This is a genomic window from Methylophaga sp. (assembly GCF_009711715.1).
GTDB lineage: Bacteria > Pseudomonadota > Gammaproteobacteria > Nitrosococcales > Methylophagaceae > Methylophaga.
The window spans coordinates 1-17100 of record NZ_VENF01000014.1 but is presented as its reverse complement, the minus strand read 5'-3'; the positions used below and the strand labels follow the sequence as shown (position 1 = coordinate 17100).

Below are 17100 nucleotides of genomic sequence, written 5' to 3'. Positions count from 1 at the left end.
AGCATGAACCAGGCCCAGCGGCGCGAGTTTTTTGCCACTTTACAGGCGCACAATCCGGCACCGACTACGGAGCTGAAATACAGCAGCCCGTTTGAATTATTGGTGGCGGTTATCCTGTCTGCCCAAGCCACGGATGTCGGTGTTAATAAGGCCACCGACAAACTGTATCCGGTCGCTAACACACCACAGGCGATTCTCGATCTGGGCGTTGACGGTCTCAAGCATTACATAAAAACCATCGGCCTGTTTAACAGCAAGGCCGAGAACGTGATCAAAACCTGCCGCATCTTGCTGGAACAGCATGGTGGTGAAGTGCCCGAGGACCGTGCTGCACTGGAAGCGCTGCCGGGCGTGGGCCGAAAAACCGCTAATGTCATCCTGAACACAGTATTCAAACAGCCGGTGATGGCGGTCGATACGCATATTTTCCGCCTCTCCAACCGGACCGGCCTTGCCAAAGGTAAAACCGTCCGTGCGGTGGAAGATAAACTGATGAAAGTGGTGCCTAAGGAATTTATGCTCGATGCCCATCATTGGCTGATTCTGCATGGCCGTTATGTCTGCACTGCCCGCAAGCCCAAGTGCGATGAATGCTGCGTCAGTCACTTATGTGATTATTTCCGCGATCATCAGCGGCGTGCCGCTCGTAGCGCCTGATAATGTTTGGTCAAAACCGTCAACAACTGAGACAGGTATTTTTCGATGTCTGGTCGAAAATGCAGACTAATCAGCCACTGGACGGACTGGAACGGGTACTGGCGCAAATCATCGATATGCACCCGGAATATCAGTCGCTGCTCTCGGATCCGGATAAACTCGACAAGGATTTCACTATCGAAGCCGGTGAATCCAACCCCTTCCTGCATATGGGCCTGCATATTTCTCTGCATGAGCAAATCAGCACCGATCGACCAGCCGGGATTCGCGCGCTCTACCAGCAGTTGCTACAGCGTTATGACAATCATCATGACTGCGAGCATGCAATGATAGACTGTCTGGCAGAGATGCTGTGGCAGGCACAGCGTGATGGTCAGCCGCCGTCGGAACAGGATTATCTGCTGGCATTGCAGCATCTGTGTGATAAGCCCTAGACTGAAACATTGTTTCCTTATGCTGTCAGCAAAAGGATTCGCTTAATCATCAGCCGGAGACCCGCTCATGAAAGCATATGGTTATACTGCGGCCAACGCCGCCCCGACACTGGTCGAACATGACCTGCCTGAGCCGGAAGGACGTGATCTGCTGATTGCCATAGAGGCGATTGCTGTCAACCCGGTCGATACCAAAGTCATCGCCGGCATCCAGGGTGAACTCGAACAGCCTAAAATCGTTGGCTGGGATGCCTGCGGCACGGTTATCGCCGCCGGCAGAGACTGTGAACTGTTCAAAGTCGGCGACAAAGTGTTCTATGCCGGCGATATCAGTCGCGACGGCTGTTATGCCAGCCATCAACTGGTCGACGAACGTATTGTCGGTTTTGCCCCCCGGAAACTCTCTGCGCCGGAAGCCGCTGCGATGCCCCTGACCAGCATCACTGCCTGGGAAGCACTGTTTTCACGGATGAAGATTTATCCCAACCTCGACAAAGGTAAAACGCTGTTGATTATTGGCGGTGCCGGTGGGGTAGGCTCTATTGCCATTCAGTTGGCTAAACAGGTCGCAGAGCTCACCGTGGTAGCGACTGCATCCAGAGAATCATCTGCGGCATGGTGCCGGGAACTGGGCGCCGATTATGTGATTGATCATCATGATTTGAGCGAAGAATACGGGCGCCTCAATATTGCCGATCCAGATTATATTCTCTGTCTGGGCGATACCGATCCCTATTACGATCTGGTGACTGATCTTATCGCACCTCAGGGCCTGATTTGCTTTGTAGTCACCAGTCAGCAAAATCACAATATCGATAAACTCAAAACCAAGAGTGCCGGTATTGTCTGGGAATTCATGTTTACTCGACCAATGCATAAAACAGCCGATATTACGGCCCAGCATCAATTACTTAACCGCATTGGCGAAATGCTGGATGAAGGGCTGATTAAAACCACCCTGAAGCAAACGCTGGGCCCTATCAATGCCGACACATTGATTCAGGCTCATCAGCAATTGCGCGACGGACATACGCTGGGCAAAATCGCCCTGGCCGCAATCGAATAATCCATTAGATTAGGCGTCTATTGGCGTGGCACAGCGCGGCTGATGACCGTATAATTGGCGCAGGTTTTCATTTTCTGCTTGAGGTTCAACGATGAATAAAAATAAATCGGGTACATTTCTTGTCGGTAGTCTTGTTACCTTTGCCATCCTGTTCGGTATTGCCCTGCTGATTCTGGACAATATGGAAGATGTCGCAAAAAACGTGACAGCACCGGCCAGCATGGAACCTGAAGCGGTTCAGGAACGTATCGGCCCTGTCGCTGAAGTGACCGTGGGTGAACCGCCCGCTGTTGAAGCGCCGCCTGCTGAGGCTGAAACCGGCAGTGCGGGTGGTGTGGGTGAACAAATTGTCTCCTCTGTCTGTGCCTCCTGTCATGCCGCAGGCCTGATGCAATCACCCAAGCTGGGTAGTGCAGACGACTGGGCACCGCGTATCGAGAAAGGTATTGAAACCCTGTATGACCATGCGATTAATGGCTTTAACATGATGCCGGCGAAAGGCGGCCGTGCCGACCTGACTGATGAAGAGGTTAAAGCTGCTGTCGATCATATGGTCGCTGAGTTTCAGTAAAGTAAAATAAAAACAGAGCCAGCACTGCCTGATTTTTCAGGCAGTGCTTTTTTAACTCCTATAGACTGGAACAGGCTTTAGCGCGACGCCAGAAAAAGTTAATGAATCTGCTCGAATTTAACCTCCCTCTTATTGCCCTGATCCCATTTCTGGGTGCGCCTTTGGCGGCACTGGCTGCCAATATCAATCGTGTGGCTTCTGCCTGGACTGCCGGGCTGGTGACCTTGATCTCACTGCTGTTTCTGCTACCGGCAATACATTTGCCTTTTGCCGGCGAAACTTTGATACAGAGCTGGTCCTGGTTACCGGCACTGGGACTGGATTTCGCGTTCCGGCTTGATGGCCTGGCCCTCCTGTTCACGCTGTTGATTCTGCTGATCGGGCTGCTGGTCATCCTCTACGCCCGCTATTACCTCTCTCCCAAAGACTCAATGGGCCGCTTCTTTGCCTATCTGTTGATGTTTATGGGCTCGATGCTGGGCATCGTATTATCGGAGAATCTGATTCAGCTGGTCGTGTTCTGGGAACTGACCTCACTGACCTCCTTCCTGCTGATCAGCTACTGGCAACATCAGCAGGATGCCCGTGACGGTGCCCGCATGGCGCTGGCTATCACCGGTGCCGGTGGTCTGGCGATGCTCGCCGGTGTCATCATGCTGGGCAATATTGTCGGCAGTTATAACCTCACGGACGTGCTGGCCGCCGGGGAACAGATTCGCCAGCATGAACATTATCTGACTGTGCTGGTACTGATTCTGCTGGGCGTATTCACCAAGTCTGCCCAGTTTCCTTTCCATTTCTGGCTGCCGCATGCGATGGCGGCACCGACGCCGGTATCGGCCTACCTGCATTCTGCGACCATGGTCAAAGCCGGTATTTTTATGCTGGCGCGGCTGTTCCCTGTGCTGTCAGGCACCGAAGCCTGGGGCTGGCTGGTCGGCGGCGCCGGGATGTTCACGATGGTACTCGGCGCTTATACCGCGCTGTTCAAACACGATCTAAAAGGTCTGCTGGCCTATTCCACTATCAGTCACCTGGGCCTCATTACCCTGCTGTTCGGTTTCAGTACTCAACTGGCTGCAGTGGCCGCCATCTTCCATATCATTAACCATGCGACCTTCAAAGCCTCCCTGTTTATGGTGGCGGGTATTATCGACCACGAGTGCGGCAGTCGTGATATGCGAATGGTCAACGGCATGCTCAAATATATGCCGCATACCGCTGTGCTGGCGATGATCGCCGCGTCAGCGATGGCTGGTGTGCCGCTGCTGAACGGCTTTTTAAGCAAGGAAATGTTCTTTGAACAGGCATTAACAGCAACTGATGGCAGTCTGATGACGTGGGCGATTCCAGTGCTGGTCACCATCGGCGCGATTTTCTCAGTGGCCTACTCGCTGCGGTTTATCCACGATGTGTTCTTTAACGGTGAGCCGGTGGGCCTAACCAAGACCCCGCATGAGCCGCCCCGGTTTATGAAAATTCCGGTCGATATTCTGGTGCTGCTGTGTCTGGGTGTCGGTATTGCACCGATGATACTGGTGGCACCCATTCTGTCGGTAGCTGTGGCTGCGAGCCTGCAGTCGGCACCGCCAACTTTCAGCCTCGCTATCTGGCATGGGTTTAATCTGCCACTTATGATGAGCTTTATTGCGATGGGCATCGGCGTGCTGGTCTATTTCAACCGTTACAAACTGTTCCGCTGGCATGACCAGAACCTGCCCCGGATTGATGCGCGTATTCTCTTCAATATGGTTTTGCACGGCATACTGGTTACGACCGGCAAAATCAGCCGGGTGTTTGACCGCGGTTCTTTACAGAACGCCACCAGTTGGGTGTTGGTAACTGCTGTCCTCGCCGTGCTCTATGGCTATCTGCAATTCAATAGCCCCTTACTGGGCGACCGTGCTTTACTACCCATTGACTGGTTGACCCTCGCTCTGAGTGCCTTCGTTGTTATTGCCAGCGTGCTCTGTGCTGTCTTACATCATCAGCGCCTGGTCTCCTTGATTATCGTCGGCGTAGTTGGTCTGATTGTCTCACTGGGCTTTGTGAAGTTTTCGGCGCCGGATCTCGCTTTAACCCAGCTTTCGGTTGAAGTGGTCACTATCGTGCTGTTGCTGCTGGCTCTGTTTTTCCTGCCGCAACATACTCCGCAGGAGCGTAATGCCACACGAATGACCCGTGATGTCGCGCTCTCGGTCAGCGCCGGTATTACGGTAATGTTGCTTGCCATGGCGGTGATGAGCCGTGATTATGCGCCGATTTCCGACTTCTTTATCCAGAACAGTAAACCCGGCGGTGGTGGCACCAATGTCGTCAACGTGATTCTGGTCGACTTCCGCGGTTTCGATACCCTGGGTGAGATTGTCGTGCTCGCGCTGGCCGGACTGGGTATCTTTGCCATGCTCAAAAACCTGCGACTGCCAGCCCCAATGCGGGATATTCAGGGCCGGGAATGGAGTCATGACCCGCATCCGCCGATTATGCAGACCCTGACTCGTCTTCTGTTCCCACTGATGTTACTCGTGGCGGTATTTGTGTTCCTGCGTGGCCACAACCTGCCCGGTGGTGGCTTTATTGCCGGTTTGATTGCTGCTGTCGCCCTGATCTCCCAGTATCTTGCCAATGGGATTGACTGGACCAATGCCCGTATTAAAGTCAATATGCACATTGTGATTGCCATCGGCCTGACTGCTGCCGTTGTTACCGGGATTGTCGCGATGCTGCTGTCCTACCCGTTCCTGACTTCTACCTTTACCTATCTCAAATGGCCGTTGGTCGGTAAATTTGAAATCGCCAGTGCCATGGCCTTTGACCTCGGTGTCTTCCTGGTCGTGGTTGGTGCAACGGTATTGATCCTGGTTGAGCTCGGCAAACTCAGCCATGCCTCACATCAAATGAGACAACAGGAGCATTATTAATGGAGTGGATAATTGCCCTCGTCATCGGCGTGATGACAGCCAGTGGCGTGTACCTGGTACTGCGTGCAAGAACCTTCCCGGTCGTACTCGGACTGACTCTGCTGTCCTACGCAGTCAATGTGTTTTTGTTCACGATGGGCCGTCTGCAAGTGGGTCAGGCCGCCATTATCTCGCCCAATGCCACAGCCTATACCGATCCACTGCCACAGGCTTTAGTGCTGACCGCCATCGTTATTGCATTCGGCATGACCGCCTTTCTAATCGTACTGGCACTGAAAGCCCGTAGTGAACTTGGCAATGACCATGTCGATGGTTTGAGCTATGTGGCTGAGGAACAGGCGGTGAAATCCAGACAAAAGGCGGGTAACTGATGAGTTCTATCTGGCCTGTCTTGCCGGTTTTATGGCCACTGGTTGGTGGTATCGCGCTGTTATTCAGTCGTCTCGGCAGTCTGCAGTTACAGCGCAGCATCAGCCTGCTGTTTACTGCCGGTTTAATCACCCTCACACTGAAAACCCTGTCAGTCGCCGTCAGCGAAGGGCATCAGGTTTATCTGCTGGGTAACTGGCTGGCACCGTTCGGCATTGTGCTGGTGTTGGATAAATTATCGGCGTTGATGGTGTTGCTTACCGCAGTTCTATCAATGTTCGCCCTGCTCTATGCCATCGCACAGGACACGGATAAACAGGGTGAAGATTTCCATACCCTGTTCCAGATCCAGCTGTTCGGTCTTAACGGTGCTTTCCTGACCGGCGATCTGTTTAACCTGTTTGTGTTCTTTGAGGTTTTGTTACTGGCCTCTTATGGTTTACTCCTGCACGGCGGAGGTCGCTTACGAACCAAAGGCGGGCTGCACTATGTGGTTATCAACCTGGTCGGTTCCAGCCTGTTCCTGTTTGCCGTCGGTACCCTTTACGGCGTGCTTGGTACACTCAATATGGCTGATCTGGCGGATAAAATGGCCACGGTCAGTGCCGATGATCAGGGTATCGTGGCAGCGGCAGCGCTGCTCTTACTGGTCGTCTTCGGTATCAAAGCCGCCATCTTCCCGCTTTATCTGTGGTTACCCGGTGCCTATGCCACCACCTCAGCCGCGGTCGCGGCCCTGTTTGCCATCATGACCAAAGTCGGGCTGTACGCCATCATCCGTGTGCACGGCACTTTATTTGCTGAACAGGCAGGCCCGCTGGCCGGTTTGCATACCGATTTATTATTGTGGCTGGGCATGCTCACGTTGATTCTGGCCGTATTCGGAGTCTTTGCAGCGCGTGGGCTGAAAGAACAGGCCGCATTCCTGATTCTGGCCTCGGTCGCTACCCTGCTGGTTGGTATCGGTATTGATAACAACGCAGCATTATCAGCGAGTCTGTATTACCTGATCCATTCCACCCTGATTGGCGGTGCGATGTTCCTGCTGGCCGATCTGGTGGCACGCGGCCGCGGCAGTTATGCCGACAAACTCCGAAGTGCGCCGGCAATGGCCCGCGGGATTGTGATGGGCAGTCTGTTTCTGGCGTCGGCGATTGCCATTGCCGGTGTGCCACCGCTTTCCGGCTTTTTCGGCAAGGTGTTGATTCTGGATTCAGCCATCGGCCATCCATTACAGGCCTGGATTTTCACGGTGGTACTGCTGGGTAGTTTGCTGATGATGATCGCGCTGGCCAGAAGCGGCTCTATCCTGTTTTATCAGGTCGATGAACAGGGCAGGAACGATGGCGCCACCATTAACACTAAAGCGACGGGCGTTATGATCGCACTGCTGATGATGAGCCCGTTGCTGGTTGTAGCGGCCGGACCAGTGACGGCATTGACCGAACAGGTTGCACAGCAGTTGGCTGACAGTCAAAGTTACATCCATGCTGTCCTCAGTCAATCGGCAGTATCGGGGAAATAATATGCGAAGAAAAGCCTTCCCTCATCCCCTGCTAAGCGTTGCCTTGTGGCTTATCTGGCTGTTATTGAACAATACGGCCTCATTCGGTCACATGATACTCGGCGCTTTGCTTGCCACTTTTATTCCGTGGTTTACTGCCTCATTCTGGCAGGAAAAAGTTCAGATCCACCGCCCCTGGCTGCTGGTGAAATTTGTCGCTGTGGTTATTTATGAAATTCTGGTCGCCAATGTGGTAGTGGCCAAACTGATTCTGACCCGTCAGGACAAATTGCAGCCGGGCTTTCTTTATGTACCGCTAGATTTGAAATCACCGATTGCGATTGGTCTGCTGGCTAACACGATTTCGCTGACACCCGGTACGGTCACCTGTGACCTGTCAGAAGATCAGCAAAGCCTGCTGATTCATGCTCTGCATATTGATGATGCGGAGGCGACCGTGGCTGATATCAAGAATCAGTTTGAAAAACCACTGAAGGAGATATTCGACTAATGCTGGAATACGCCATTATCATCGCCTTCGTGATGGTCTGTGCAGCGCTGCTGTTGAGTCTGTATCGCCTGCTGGCCGGTCCGGATATCCCGGATCGCATCCTGGCACTGGATACACTCTATATCAACTCCATCGCCCTGCTGATTCTGCTGGGGATTCACCTCAACAGTATGCTTTATTACGAAGCGGCACTGCTGATCGCGTTAATGGGTTTTATGGGCACTCTGGCGCTCAGTAAATATCTGCTTCGCGGCGATATTATGGAATAAACAGATGCTCGATATTATTCTGTCCATTTTGATTATTCTCGGCGGTTTTTTTACCCTGGTAGGCTCTCTGGGCCTGTTCAAACTGCCTGATTTTTATATGCGTCTGCATGGCCCGACCAAGGCCAGCACCCTGGGCGTCGGTGCGGTATTAATCGCTTCAGCGATGTACTTCAGCTTCAAGACCGGTGAGATCAGCCTGCATGAAGTGCTGGTCACGCTCTTTCTGTTTATCACTGCTCCCGTCAGTGCCCATCTGATGGCAAAAGCCGCACTGCATATCAAGGTGAGACAGGATAAACGCACGCTCAACAAGTCTGACCAATAATGCATATCTGGGTCGATGCGGATGCCTGCCCCTTGCCTATTCGCGAGATATTATTCCGTGCCTCCAGACGCACTGGCCTCCCACTTACTTTTATTGCCAATCATCCATTGAAAATGCCGGCTGACAGCCAGATCAACTTCAAACAGGTGACTGCCGGCTTCGATAAAGCCGATGATGAAATCGCTTCGCTGGTCAATCAGGGCGACCTGGTCATCAGTGCAGATATTCCACTTGCCAGTACCGTAATTGATCTGGGCGCTTTATGCCTGACCCCGCGTGGTGAATTACTGGATAAAAGCAATATTGCCGCCCGCCTCAGCATGCGTGATTTTATGGATACCTTACGCTCCAGTGGTGTCGAGACTGGCGGCCATAAAACCTTTCATCAACGCGACAGGCAACAGTTTGCCAATCAACTGGATCGTATTCTGGCGGATAAATGAATTCCGGTGATCTGAAATGAAAAAGCCGCTGCCGGATAACAGCGGCTTTTTTGTAGCTTGAACACGCTTTTACATACGGTATTCAATACCCACATAGGCAGAAAGCGGGGCCCCCGGATTGAGTATGGCATCGGCTTGTGAGGCTGCCGCCCGAACACTGTGGCTGGCGATATAATCACGTTCAAACAGATTACGCACTTCGGCAAACACCTTGAAGTTCTGGTTTGACCAGCCGCTTTTCAGACCAAACAATGTGTAGTCATCAATCTTGTAACTGTTAGCAAAGTCCGCATAACGCGCTCCAACAAAATCCATGGTCGGACCGATATAGAAACCGTTCATGTACCGATAAAGCAGTTCCCCTTTCATGGAAAACTCAGGCGCCGCAGGCAGGGTGTTATCGCCCAGTGAATCATCGCCATCAAATCGGAAACGGCTCCAGCTCATACTGACCAGCGGTGTCAGACGGTGATGACGGTTTTCAGTTAGCGCAATATCAGCCCTCAACAAGGTTTCTATCCCTGCATGGATGGTGTCATCCGCATTACTGGTAATAAACCTGCCCGGTTGTTCCGGGTTTTCAACTGATAAGATTTCATCTTTCAGTTGTGCATAATAAGCAGAAATATCCCAGTCCCATTGGTTATTCCCACTGAGGTCATGGTGGCCACGGCTGCCTATTTCAAACACTTCCCCTTTCATCGCACCCAGTGCTTCAGTGCTGTTGCCATCATCCAGCTGATAAGTCGTCGGTGGCTCATACAGGCTACTGAGGTTGGTATACAACGAAGTAGCCTGATTGACCTGATAAATCAGACCGACACGCGGGCTAATGCGGTTATAGTCATCTTCAACCTGCCTGACGGCAGAAGAAGACACTGTGGTTGAACGTACCTCACGGCTGGCTCTGACTGCCTGAGCACCGGCAACCAAAGTCCAGTCATCTGCGAATTGCCAGCGATCCAGCACGACCAGTTCCAGAGTATCGGCATCGTTATCGTTGATCTGCCACTTATTTGTCTTGTCGCCGGAAATATGGTTGTAGTTACCACCATCGACCCAGGTAACACCGTAGTTGAATCCAATCAGCCAATCGTGAGCACCGACTTTATGATGGTAGCGTGCCATGGTGCCCAGATTACGCTGACGGTTATCAATCAGCAGGGTAAAGAATGGCGGTGAATAGACTATCGGATGAAATAGCTCCTGCTCTTCATACGACAGCCCGAATTCGAGTCTGCGATTATTATCAATATCCCAAGTCGTTTTATTAGCGATACGCCAGGTATCCACATCCAGTTGGAAGTGACCGGCCTCTCTGCCGTTATTCATGCCTGCCTGGTCACGGTCTTCACCCACCTGAGCACGGGTCAGTCCACCGGCCAGTTCCTCATCACTATCAAGCCTGGTAACGTAAAAACGGGTAGAGACATTATCACTTAGACGCAGACCGCCATTGGCGTAAATACCTGTGCGGGTGTGGCGGGAATGATCACGAAAACCATCCCATTCTCTATTTTCAATGGTGACCAGGCCGTCGACGCTGTCATTAAACACCCGAGCTGCGGTCATGCGGGTCAGCCTCTCACCATGGCTGCCACCGGAGACAGACAGGGTCAGCGGTAATAGATCATCATAGGCTGTCTGGCTGATGAAGTTGACCGCACCGCCCAGTGTGCTGGCACCATATTTCATTGCGTTCGCACCACGGGCGAACACGGCGTATTTTGCACTCAGCGGATCAATAAAACGGTTATGGTTATTGCCATCGGCAGCAGTGACCGGCAAGCCATCTTGCAGGAGTTTGACACCATTGGTGTCATAGTCAGTGGCATCAAGATTGGACCCCCGACTGGACAGAAATATGCTGTCCGTGCCGGTTGGGCTGACGGCCCAAACGCCCGGCACATAACGAAGCGCATCCTCAAAACTCGATACCCGGCCTTCAGTGACCTGTTCGATATCGATCAGGCTGACGCCGCCGGGTGTCTGACGGATTTCCTGTTTATCAGACTCTATCCCAAAATCACCCGGTGCAATGGCTTGTGCGGTGACTTCTATTTGCTCCAGCGACAGGTTGCCGTGCTCAGCCTCGGACTGGGCAGATATGACCAGCAAACATACAGCAGCTAGTTTAGTCAGCGGTCGTTTCAGTGAATGCAGTGACATGCCTGGTCCAATCATTATTGCTAACCCGGCAGTCTAGAGCAGCGCAGTTCGATAAAAATAAGGGATTTCACGCAGGCTGTGTCAAATCCCCCAAATTCAGCATTTCACTGTTCGCTCAGTGATGATGCATACCGGTGCCGTCTACAACTCTGACTACCGGTGCCGGATATTCCAGCTTGGCATCAGCATGTCCGGAATGACTGTCTTGTGCGCCGTGATCGCCGTGGTGTTCATGGCCTTTAGGCTTTTCACCTGGTATCTGATCCCAGTTCAGTTCACCAACCACACACTCCTGTCTGACCGGGAAATACAGTCTGGTGGTGGTACCGACACCGATCTGACCGCGGAAAACAAACTCGTCATAATGTGCATGTTCGAGCACTCCGCCATACCAGGTGATTTGCGTTACATCCTCGGTGACTGTTTTGCCGTGAGACTGATAGCGGTTTTCCAGCACCGACTTGACCACATCGAGCTTCCAGCCCGGCTTGGGCATCGGCTTGGCACCGCGAAAGCCATTGGGAATGGTGATGGTAACCTTGGTGGTGGCAGAACCATCACAGCCATGGCTGAGGCCGATGACGCCTTTGTAGTAACTGCCACTTTCGGCATCAGTCTGCTGAATCACAGCATGGGCACTCACCATAGAAGGCAAAGTCAAAAACAGCATGGAAATCAATTTTTTCATCGTTGTGTCTCGTTTTAGGTGTTTTTGTATCCGGCAATTCCAATCGGGATTAAGACCGTATGTTGTGTCCTATCACTCCGAACGGCCTCAGGCATCGGCTTTGAGCATGGCGCGGATATTGGACATATGCGCATCCTTACGGGCCTTACGCTCTTCCGGATCCGCCTTGGTTTTTTCCGACATCCAGATGAGATCTTCTGAAGGCAGTTCACGCAGAAAACGGCTCTCTTCACATTCGATTTTTTCACCGTAGCGTTTGCGGCTGTTGGCTAGTGTCATCACCAGGCTACGCTGAGCTCGGGTGATGCCGACATAACAGAGCCGGCGTTCTTCTTCGATACTGTCTTGTTCGATGCTGTTGCGGTGCGGCAGAATTTCCTCTTCCATGCCGATCATAAACACATGCGGAAACTCCAGCCCTTTGGCGGCATGCAACGTCATCAGATGCACAGCATCAGCCTGATTTTCATCTTCCTGGCGGTCCAGAATATCCATCAGCGTCAGTCTGGCGGCAATGTCAGCGATACTTTTTTCTTCAGTATCCTGCTCGATAATCCGCTCAATCCAGCTCAGCAGTTCCTCAACGTTTTCCATCCGCCGTTCGGCTTTGTTCGGGTCACCACTGACCTCTTCCAGCCAGCCACGGTATTCAATTTCCTCGACCATATCGCGAATGGCGCTGATCAAATCGCCGCGTTTGGCGCGATCGGCAATATCCACCAGCCAGTGAGCAAAATGCGACAGGTTGACGACGGCTTTTTCTGACAACTGCTCTGCCAGCCCCATTTCAAAACAGGCACCGAACAGACTGGTGTTTCGTTCTCCCGCATAGTTGCCCAGCGTCTGCAGCGTACTGGCACCGATGCCACGCCGCGGGGTGTTGATGACCCGCAGGAAAGCATTGTCATCATCCTGATTGGCCAGCAGTCGCAGATAAGCCATGATGTCCTTGACCTCGACCCGTGAGAAAAACGAGGTGCCGCCGGTCAAAAAGTACGGCACATTGTGTTCACGCAGCACTTTCTCAATCAGCCGTGACTGGTGATTACTGCGGTAAAGAATCGCATAATCCTTGAAACTCGCCTGGTGTTTGAGCTTGTGATAAAGCAATTCAGAAACGACTTTTTCCGATTCATGCTCGTCATCGCGGCAGCCAATCACTCGGATCGGATCCCCCTCTCCCATCGCGCTCCAGAGCTGCTTCTCAAACACATGAGGGTTATTGCGGATAAGCGTATTGGCGACGCGCAGGATGCGCCCCATTGAACGGTAATTCTGTTCCAGTTTAATCAGTTTCAGACGCGGAAAGTCGGTTTGCAACTGGGCCAGGTTTTCCGGCCGGGCACCGCGCCAGGAATAGACCGACTGATCATCATCGCCCACCACGGTCAGGGCTTCGCGAATGCCGACCAGTTGTTTCACCAGTTCGTACTGACAGCCGTTCGTATCCTGATACTCGTCCACCAGCAGGTAATGGATACGGGCCTGCCACTTTTTCAATACTTCACGATGCTCACGGAACAGCAGCACCGGCTGCAGAATCAAATCATCAAAATCGACGGCGTTGTAGGCCTTGAGTGCCTGCACGTACCTCGGGTAGACCTTGGCAGCGGACTGCGGTGTGCCGGGCTCAGCGATCTGCATCGCCTGTTCTGGTGTAATGAGCTGGTTTTTCCATTCCGAAATATGCCACTGCACTTTTTCCGCATGATCGCTGTCAGCGGCAAAATCGCGGCCCATGATGTCACGCAATACCGACAGACTGTCCTGCGCATCAAAAATCGAGAAGCCACTGCGATAACCCAATGATTTGTATTCACGGCGCAGGATATTGAGCCCCAGCGTATGGAAAGTGGACACCATTAAACCGCGGGCTGACACGCCCTGCTTACTACCCATCAGCTGGGCAACCCGCTCTTTCATCTCACGTGCGGCTTTATTGGTGAAGGTCACCGCGGCGATATTGCGGGCGGGGATGCCGCACTGCTCAATCAGGTAAGCGATTTTGCGGGTAATCACGCGGGTCTTGCCAGAGCCGGCACCCGCCAGTACTAACAGTGGTCCTTCGATGTAACGAGCAGCTTCCCGCTGCTGTGGATTCAGATCATTCACAGGCCTACAGACTCAAAACGTCTGTAGCCGATGGCTTCACTGAGATGTGAAGTGCGAATATCATCACTCGCCGCAAGATCGGCAATCGTGCGTGCCACTTTGAGAATACGGTGATAGGCACGTGCCGACAGGCCGAGCCGGGTAATCGCTTTTTCCACCAATTGATAATCACTGTCGCTCAAGGGACAAAAAACCTCTATTTCTTTCTGTTCCAACACATTATTCGCCTTGCCCTGCCGCGCTATCTGCCTTTGCCGTGCCCGGCTCACCCGATGTCTGACCTGCTCTGAGGTTTCAGCACTGGCATCCTGAGCCCGGCTGCGAAGCAGGGTTTTATCCACTGCCGGCACTTCTACCAGCATATCAATTCTGTCCATCAAGGGACCGGATACTTTACCGCGATAGCGGCGAACCTGATCTGCCGTGCAATGGCAGCGGGACTCACCAAGATAACCACAGGGGCAAGGGTTCATCGCTGCGACCAGCTGAAACCGGGCAGGAAATTCTGCCTGATTGGCTGCTCGCGAGACCGTGATCTTGCCAGATTCTAATGGTTCACGCAGCACCTCCAAGACATGGCGGTCGAATTCGGGCAGTTCATCACCTTCTAAAGACTAACTATAAATGTATGCTGTCAAACCCTCACTTTATCTAAACCTACTAAAAAACAACGCATACATTAATCTTTCAGAAAAATGTATAAATTGGTTGAAAAAAAGATACACTTTGTATGTTGTTTTCAGCTTCCAATTTATGAACTATTTAGCTTCCGACACTCTCAATACCATTATATTTTCATCAGAGTGAAAGCTTCAACAGACTCTGATCCATATTTATATTTTGATTTGCATAGGTTTGACTTAAATTTTCGTAAATTATCTATTTTTAGATTTGCCAGCTTCGTGCCAAATATGGTCAGTGTTTTAAATCCGAGCCTTGCCTAAAATAAATCACTCTGGCCCTATGAATTTGTGAAATGGTGAGATTTCGGCACATAAAATAAACCCTGTAAAAGCAATATTACTCCAAAGCAGCATCAATATGCTCTAGGGCAGAAACGATTGTTTCAACTGTATGCCTATCGAACTCAGCGCGATCATTTTCTTCATGTGTTCCTTTGTTGAGATAGCGCCATTCGCGTGAATCACCACTGAATCCCAGTAAGGTATCAATAGGGATGAAGACTGCTTCTTTGTTCGGCGCAGAGAAATCTTGTTTACCTATTTTGCTCCTCAATTGGTCAGTAAGATTTCTGAGCTCTATTGGGGCTGAGGGGGAACGTAGCTTTAGACTCAGGTTGCCATCACCGTACTTGGAGACGTATCTCCATACTTTGCCTTTTGCCAGCGATTCTAGAGCTTGGCGCGACTTGGTTAGAGCTTCTCTGACTTCGTTATGATTTATGTGCCCGCGAGCAGCAAGAATATAGTTCCGGGAAGCACAGTTAAAGTCTACCCGGATGTGGGGCTCTTCAAGGCGAGGCAAGAAAGAAAACGACTTGGCTTGGCTAGCTTCCTGGGCAGATAATAAAGTCTGAATATCCTTGAAGAACTCCTCACCATGGCAAGTTAATAGTATCTGCTTGTCTGAGAAGTATTGATCCTCGAATAGCGTTCGTCGAATAGATTCCCTATGATCATCGTCAATAGCATTTACTGGGTCATCAAAAATCAATACCGGAGCATTTTCCTTAAGGTTTTTTGCCAGCAGTATTGCTAGGCCAAGGCAGCGTATATGCCCTTCACTAAGTACATGCAGGGCATCGTAAGCTTGGTTGGGGTTGTTGCAAAAAGCAATTTTAAGACGCTCGTTCTGTGTCAGTGGTAACGTAACGTTTGCTAACTTCTCTGAGTTTGAGTCATTCCGATTGAAAGCGTTATAAAGAGTAACGACTTTTTCCCCAAGGTCTGCGACTAACTGTGAAGGTAAATTATTACTGTAATTGTTCAGCTTTCGAACGAATGAAGCATAGCCAGAAGCGATCTCCTGGTTCTTGGATATCAAGGCTTTTTCAACTTCAACATCCGCAATTAATTGGGCATTATCATTTTGGAAGTTATCTATCAGTTGTTGGGCAGAAGTAATGGCCGCATTTGCTGTCTGCCTTCGAGTTTGAAGTACTGTAATTTGACGAGAGTATTCACGAAGTCTATTCAGTTCAGATTTCTTGTTGCTTTTCTGTTCAGTTGCTTGGTCAATCTTTTTGTCATTCTCTTCAAGATGCTGAACCTGTGAGGCTAAGTGCTGCCACGGTGTGTAGCCATCAGCTAATCTACAAAGCAGGGAATTCCACCACTCGATGCTGGGTTGCCCGTTATCTTCTACTTCATATGGTTTAATGGGGTTGCTTTGCGGGTAGCACTTCAAGCACGTATTTATGATTTGCGAGAGTTGAAACAGGGATTGTCTTGTGCTTTGCCCAAGTCGAGTTGCATCTTGCTGGATAGCAGCCAATTGCTGAAGTTTTTTTAGCTCTTGGCCTGCATGAGTATATGGGTTTACGGAAACCTCGGTTAGAGGAGTTTTGCATGCGGGACACTCGCTTGGACTACTTTGCTGTACTTGCGAGACGGCTTCATATAGTTGTTTAAATGAAACCTGCAGGCTTGCAGCGGCTAGCTCATTCTGTTTTCCGGTCAGCTCTTGGATGGTTGTGGTAATACTATTGCCCAACGTTTCCAAGGCTATACTGGTTAGATTGCTTTTGGCTGCAACTGGTTGCTGCAGCTCGGTTTCAAGACGCTCAATTACCCCAGGCGTTTCGTCATTACCATTGAGTTCTAGCACCATCCGACTAAAGGTAGCACCTTCTCTATATTGATTGGCTAGCCTCAGCTCCTCTACGGCAATTTGTTGAAGGTCATTGTTGCAGCTCTGAAGTTGTTGTTGTGCACCAGTTAATGCCTGCCGCTTCTGTGTGAGCAACGCTGCCTTGGGTTCTACCCCGATTCCACGGACGGTTTGAAAACGGTTGAAAACTTCATGTCGCTTCTCGCGACTCGTCTTCTCATGCGAGGATTATGGAATCGCTCAATATAGTCAAATAAATCAGCCTTGGCTG

16 protein-coding genes and 1 pseudogene are annotated in these 17100 nt (G+C 51.2%); 11 read left to right on the top strand and 6 right to left on the bottom strand.

Annotation, left to right across the window (positions count from 1 at the left end; translation table 11 throughout):
- The first annotated feature begins 3 nt into the window (after positions 1–3).
- The 11 genes from nth to FH755_RS10815 all read left to right on the top strand — a co-directional run bounded on the left by nth (position 4) and on the right by FH755_RS10815 (position 9070).
- Complete coding sequence (nth, locus tag FH755_RS10865; protein ID WP_292441142.1) at positions 4–657, top strand: endonuclease III; 654 nt, start codon at positions 4–6, stop codon at positions 655–657.
- Positions 658–659: 2 nt separating this feature from the next.
- Positions 660–1091, top strand: coding sequence for a DUF1841 family protein (locus tag FH755_RS10860; RefSeq protein ID WP_292441141.1), 432 nt, complete (start codon positions 660–662; stop codon positions 1089–1091).
- A gap of 67 nt (positions 1092–1158) precedes the next feature.
- Positions 1159–2157, top strand: coding sequence for a zinc-binding alcohol dehydrogenase family protein (locus tag FH755_RS10855; RefSeq protein WP_292441140.1), 999 nt, complete (start codon positions 1159–1161; stop codon positions 2155–2157).
- 91 nt (positions 2158–2248) lie between these two features.
- Entirely contained in the window at positions 2249–2728 is a 480-nt protein-coding gene (locus FH755_RS10850) for a c-type cytochrome (RefSeq protein ID WP_292441139.1), read from the top strand.
- Between the two features lie 101 nt (positions 2729–2829).
- The gene (locus FH755_RS10845) at positions 2830–5649 is read left to right on the top strand and encodes a monovalent cation/H+ antiporter subunit A (protein WP_292441138.1); all 2820 of its coding nucleotides are present in this window, start codon (positions 2830–2832) and stop codon (positions 5647–5649) included.
- On the top strand, positions 5649–6020 hold the full coding sequence (locus FH755_RS10840; RefSeq protein WP_292441137.1) for a Na+/H+ antiporter subunit C: 372 nt from the start codon (positions 5649–5651) through the stop codon (positions 6018–6020). Before FH755_RS10845 ends, FH755_RS10840 begins: the two co-directional genes overlap by 1 nt.
- The gene (locus FH755_RS10835) at positions 6020–7543 is read left to right on the top strand and encodes a monovalent cation/H+ antiporter subunit D (protein ID WP_292441136.1); all 1524 of its coding nucleotides are present in this window, start codon (positions 6020–6022) and stop codon (positions 7541–7543) included. Before FH755_RS10840 ends, FH755_RS10835 begins: the two co-directional genes overlap by 1 nt.
- A gap of 1 nt (position 7544) precedes the next feature.
- Positions 7545–8033 carry a Na+/H+ antiporter subunit E gene (locus FH755_RS10830; RefSeq protein WP_292441135.1) on the top strand — a complete coding sequence of 163 codons (489 nt, stop codon included), beginning with the start codon at positions 7545–7547 and terminating at the stop codon, positions 8031–8033.
- Entirely contained in the window at positions 8033–8302 is a 270-nt protein-coding gene (locus tag FH755_RS10825) for a K+/H+ antiporter subunit F (protein WP_292441134.1), read from the top strand. Before FH755_RS10830 ends, FH755_RS10825 begins: the two co-directional genes overlap by 1 nt.
- A 4-nt stretch (positions 8303–8306) precedes the next feature.
- Positions 8307–8627 carry a Na+/H+ antiporter subunit G gene (locus FH755_RS10820; protein WP_292441133.1) on the top strand — a complete coding sequence of 107 codons (321 nt, stop codon included), beginning with the start codon at positions 8307–8309 and terminating at the stop codon, positions 8625–8627.
- On the top strand, positions 8627–9070 hold the full coding sequence (locus FH755_RS10815; RefSeq protein ID WP_292441132.1) for a YaiI/YqxD family protein: 444 nt from the start codon (positions 8627–8629) through the stop codon (positions 9068–9070). The genes FH755_RS10820 and FH755_RS10815 overlap by 1 nt, the downstream gene beginning before the upstream one ends.
- Before the next feature lie 69 nt (positions 9071–9139).
- Here the strand turns inward: FH755_RS10815 and FH755_RS10810 are convergent, their stop codons facing one another.
- From FH755_RS10810 to FH755_RS10785, 6 genes and pseudogenes are all read right to left on the bottom strand, one after another.
- Positions 9140–11239, bottom strand: coding sequence for a TonB-dependent receptor (locus FH755_RS10810; RefSeq protein WP_292441131.1), 2100 nt, complete (start codon positions 11237–11239; stop codon positions 9140–9142).
- Positions 11240–11354: 115 nt separating this feature from the next.
- On the bottom strand, positions 11355–11927 hold the full coding sequence (locus FH755_RS10805) for a YcnI family protein (protein WP_292441130.1): 573 nt from the start codon (positions 11925–11927) through the stop codon (positions 11355–11357).
- Between the two features lie 87 nt (positions 11928–12014).
- On the bottom strand, positions 12015–14039 hold the full coding sequence (rep, locus tag FH755_RS10800) for a DNA helicase Rep (RefSeq protein WP_292441129.1): 2025 nt from the start codon (positions 14037–14039) through the stop codon (positions 12015–12017).
- The gene (locus tag FH755_RS10795; protein ID WP_292441238.1) at positions 14036–14635 is read right to left on the bottom strand and encodes an ATP-binding protein; all 600 of its coding nucleotides are present in this window, start codon (positions 14633–14635) and stop codon (positions 14036–14038) included. The genes rep and FH755_RS10795 overlap by 4 nt, the downstream gene beginning before the upstream one ends.
- Before the next feature lie 424 nt (positions 14636–15059).
- Positions 15060–16964 (bottom strand): hypothetical protein, encoded by a 1905-nt coding sequence (locus tag FH755_RS10790; RefSeq protein WP_292441128.1) that lies wholly within the window; start codon positions 16962–16964, stop codon positions 15060–15062.
- 14 nt (positions 16965–16978) lie between these two features.
- A pseudogene (locus FH755_RS10785) lies at positions 16979–17100 on the bottom strand (IS3 family transposase); the annotation flags it as partial.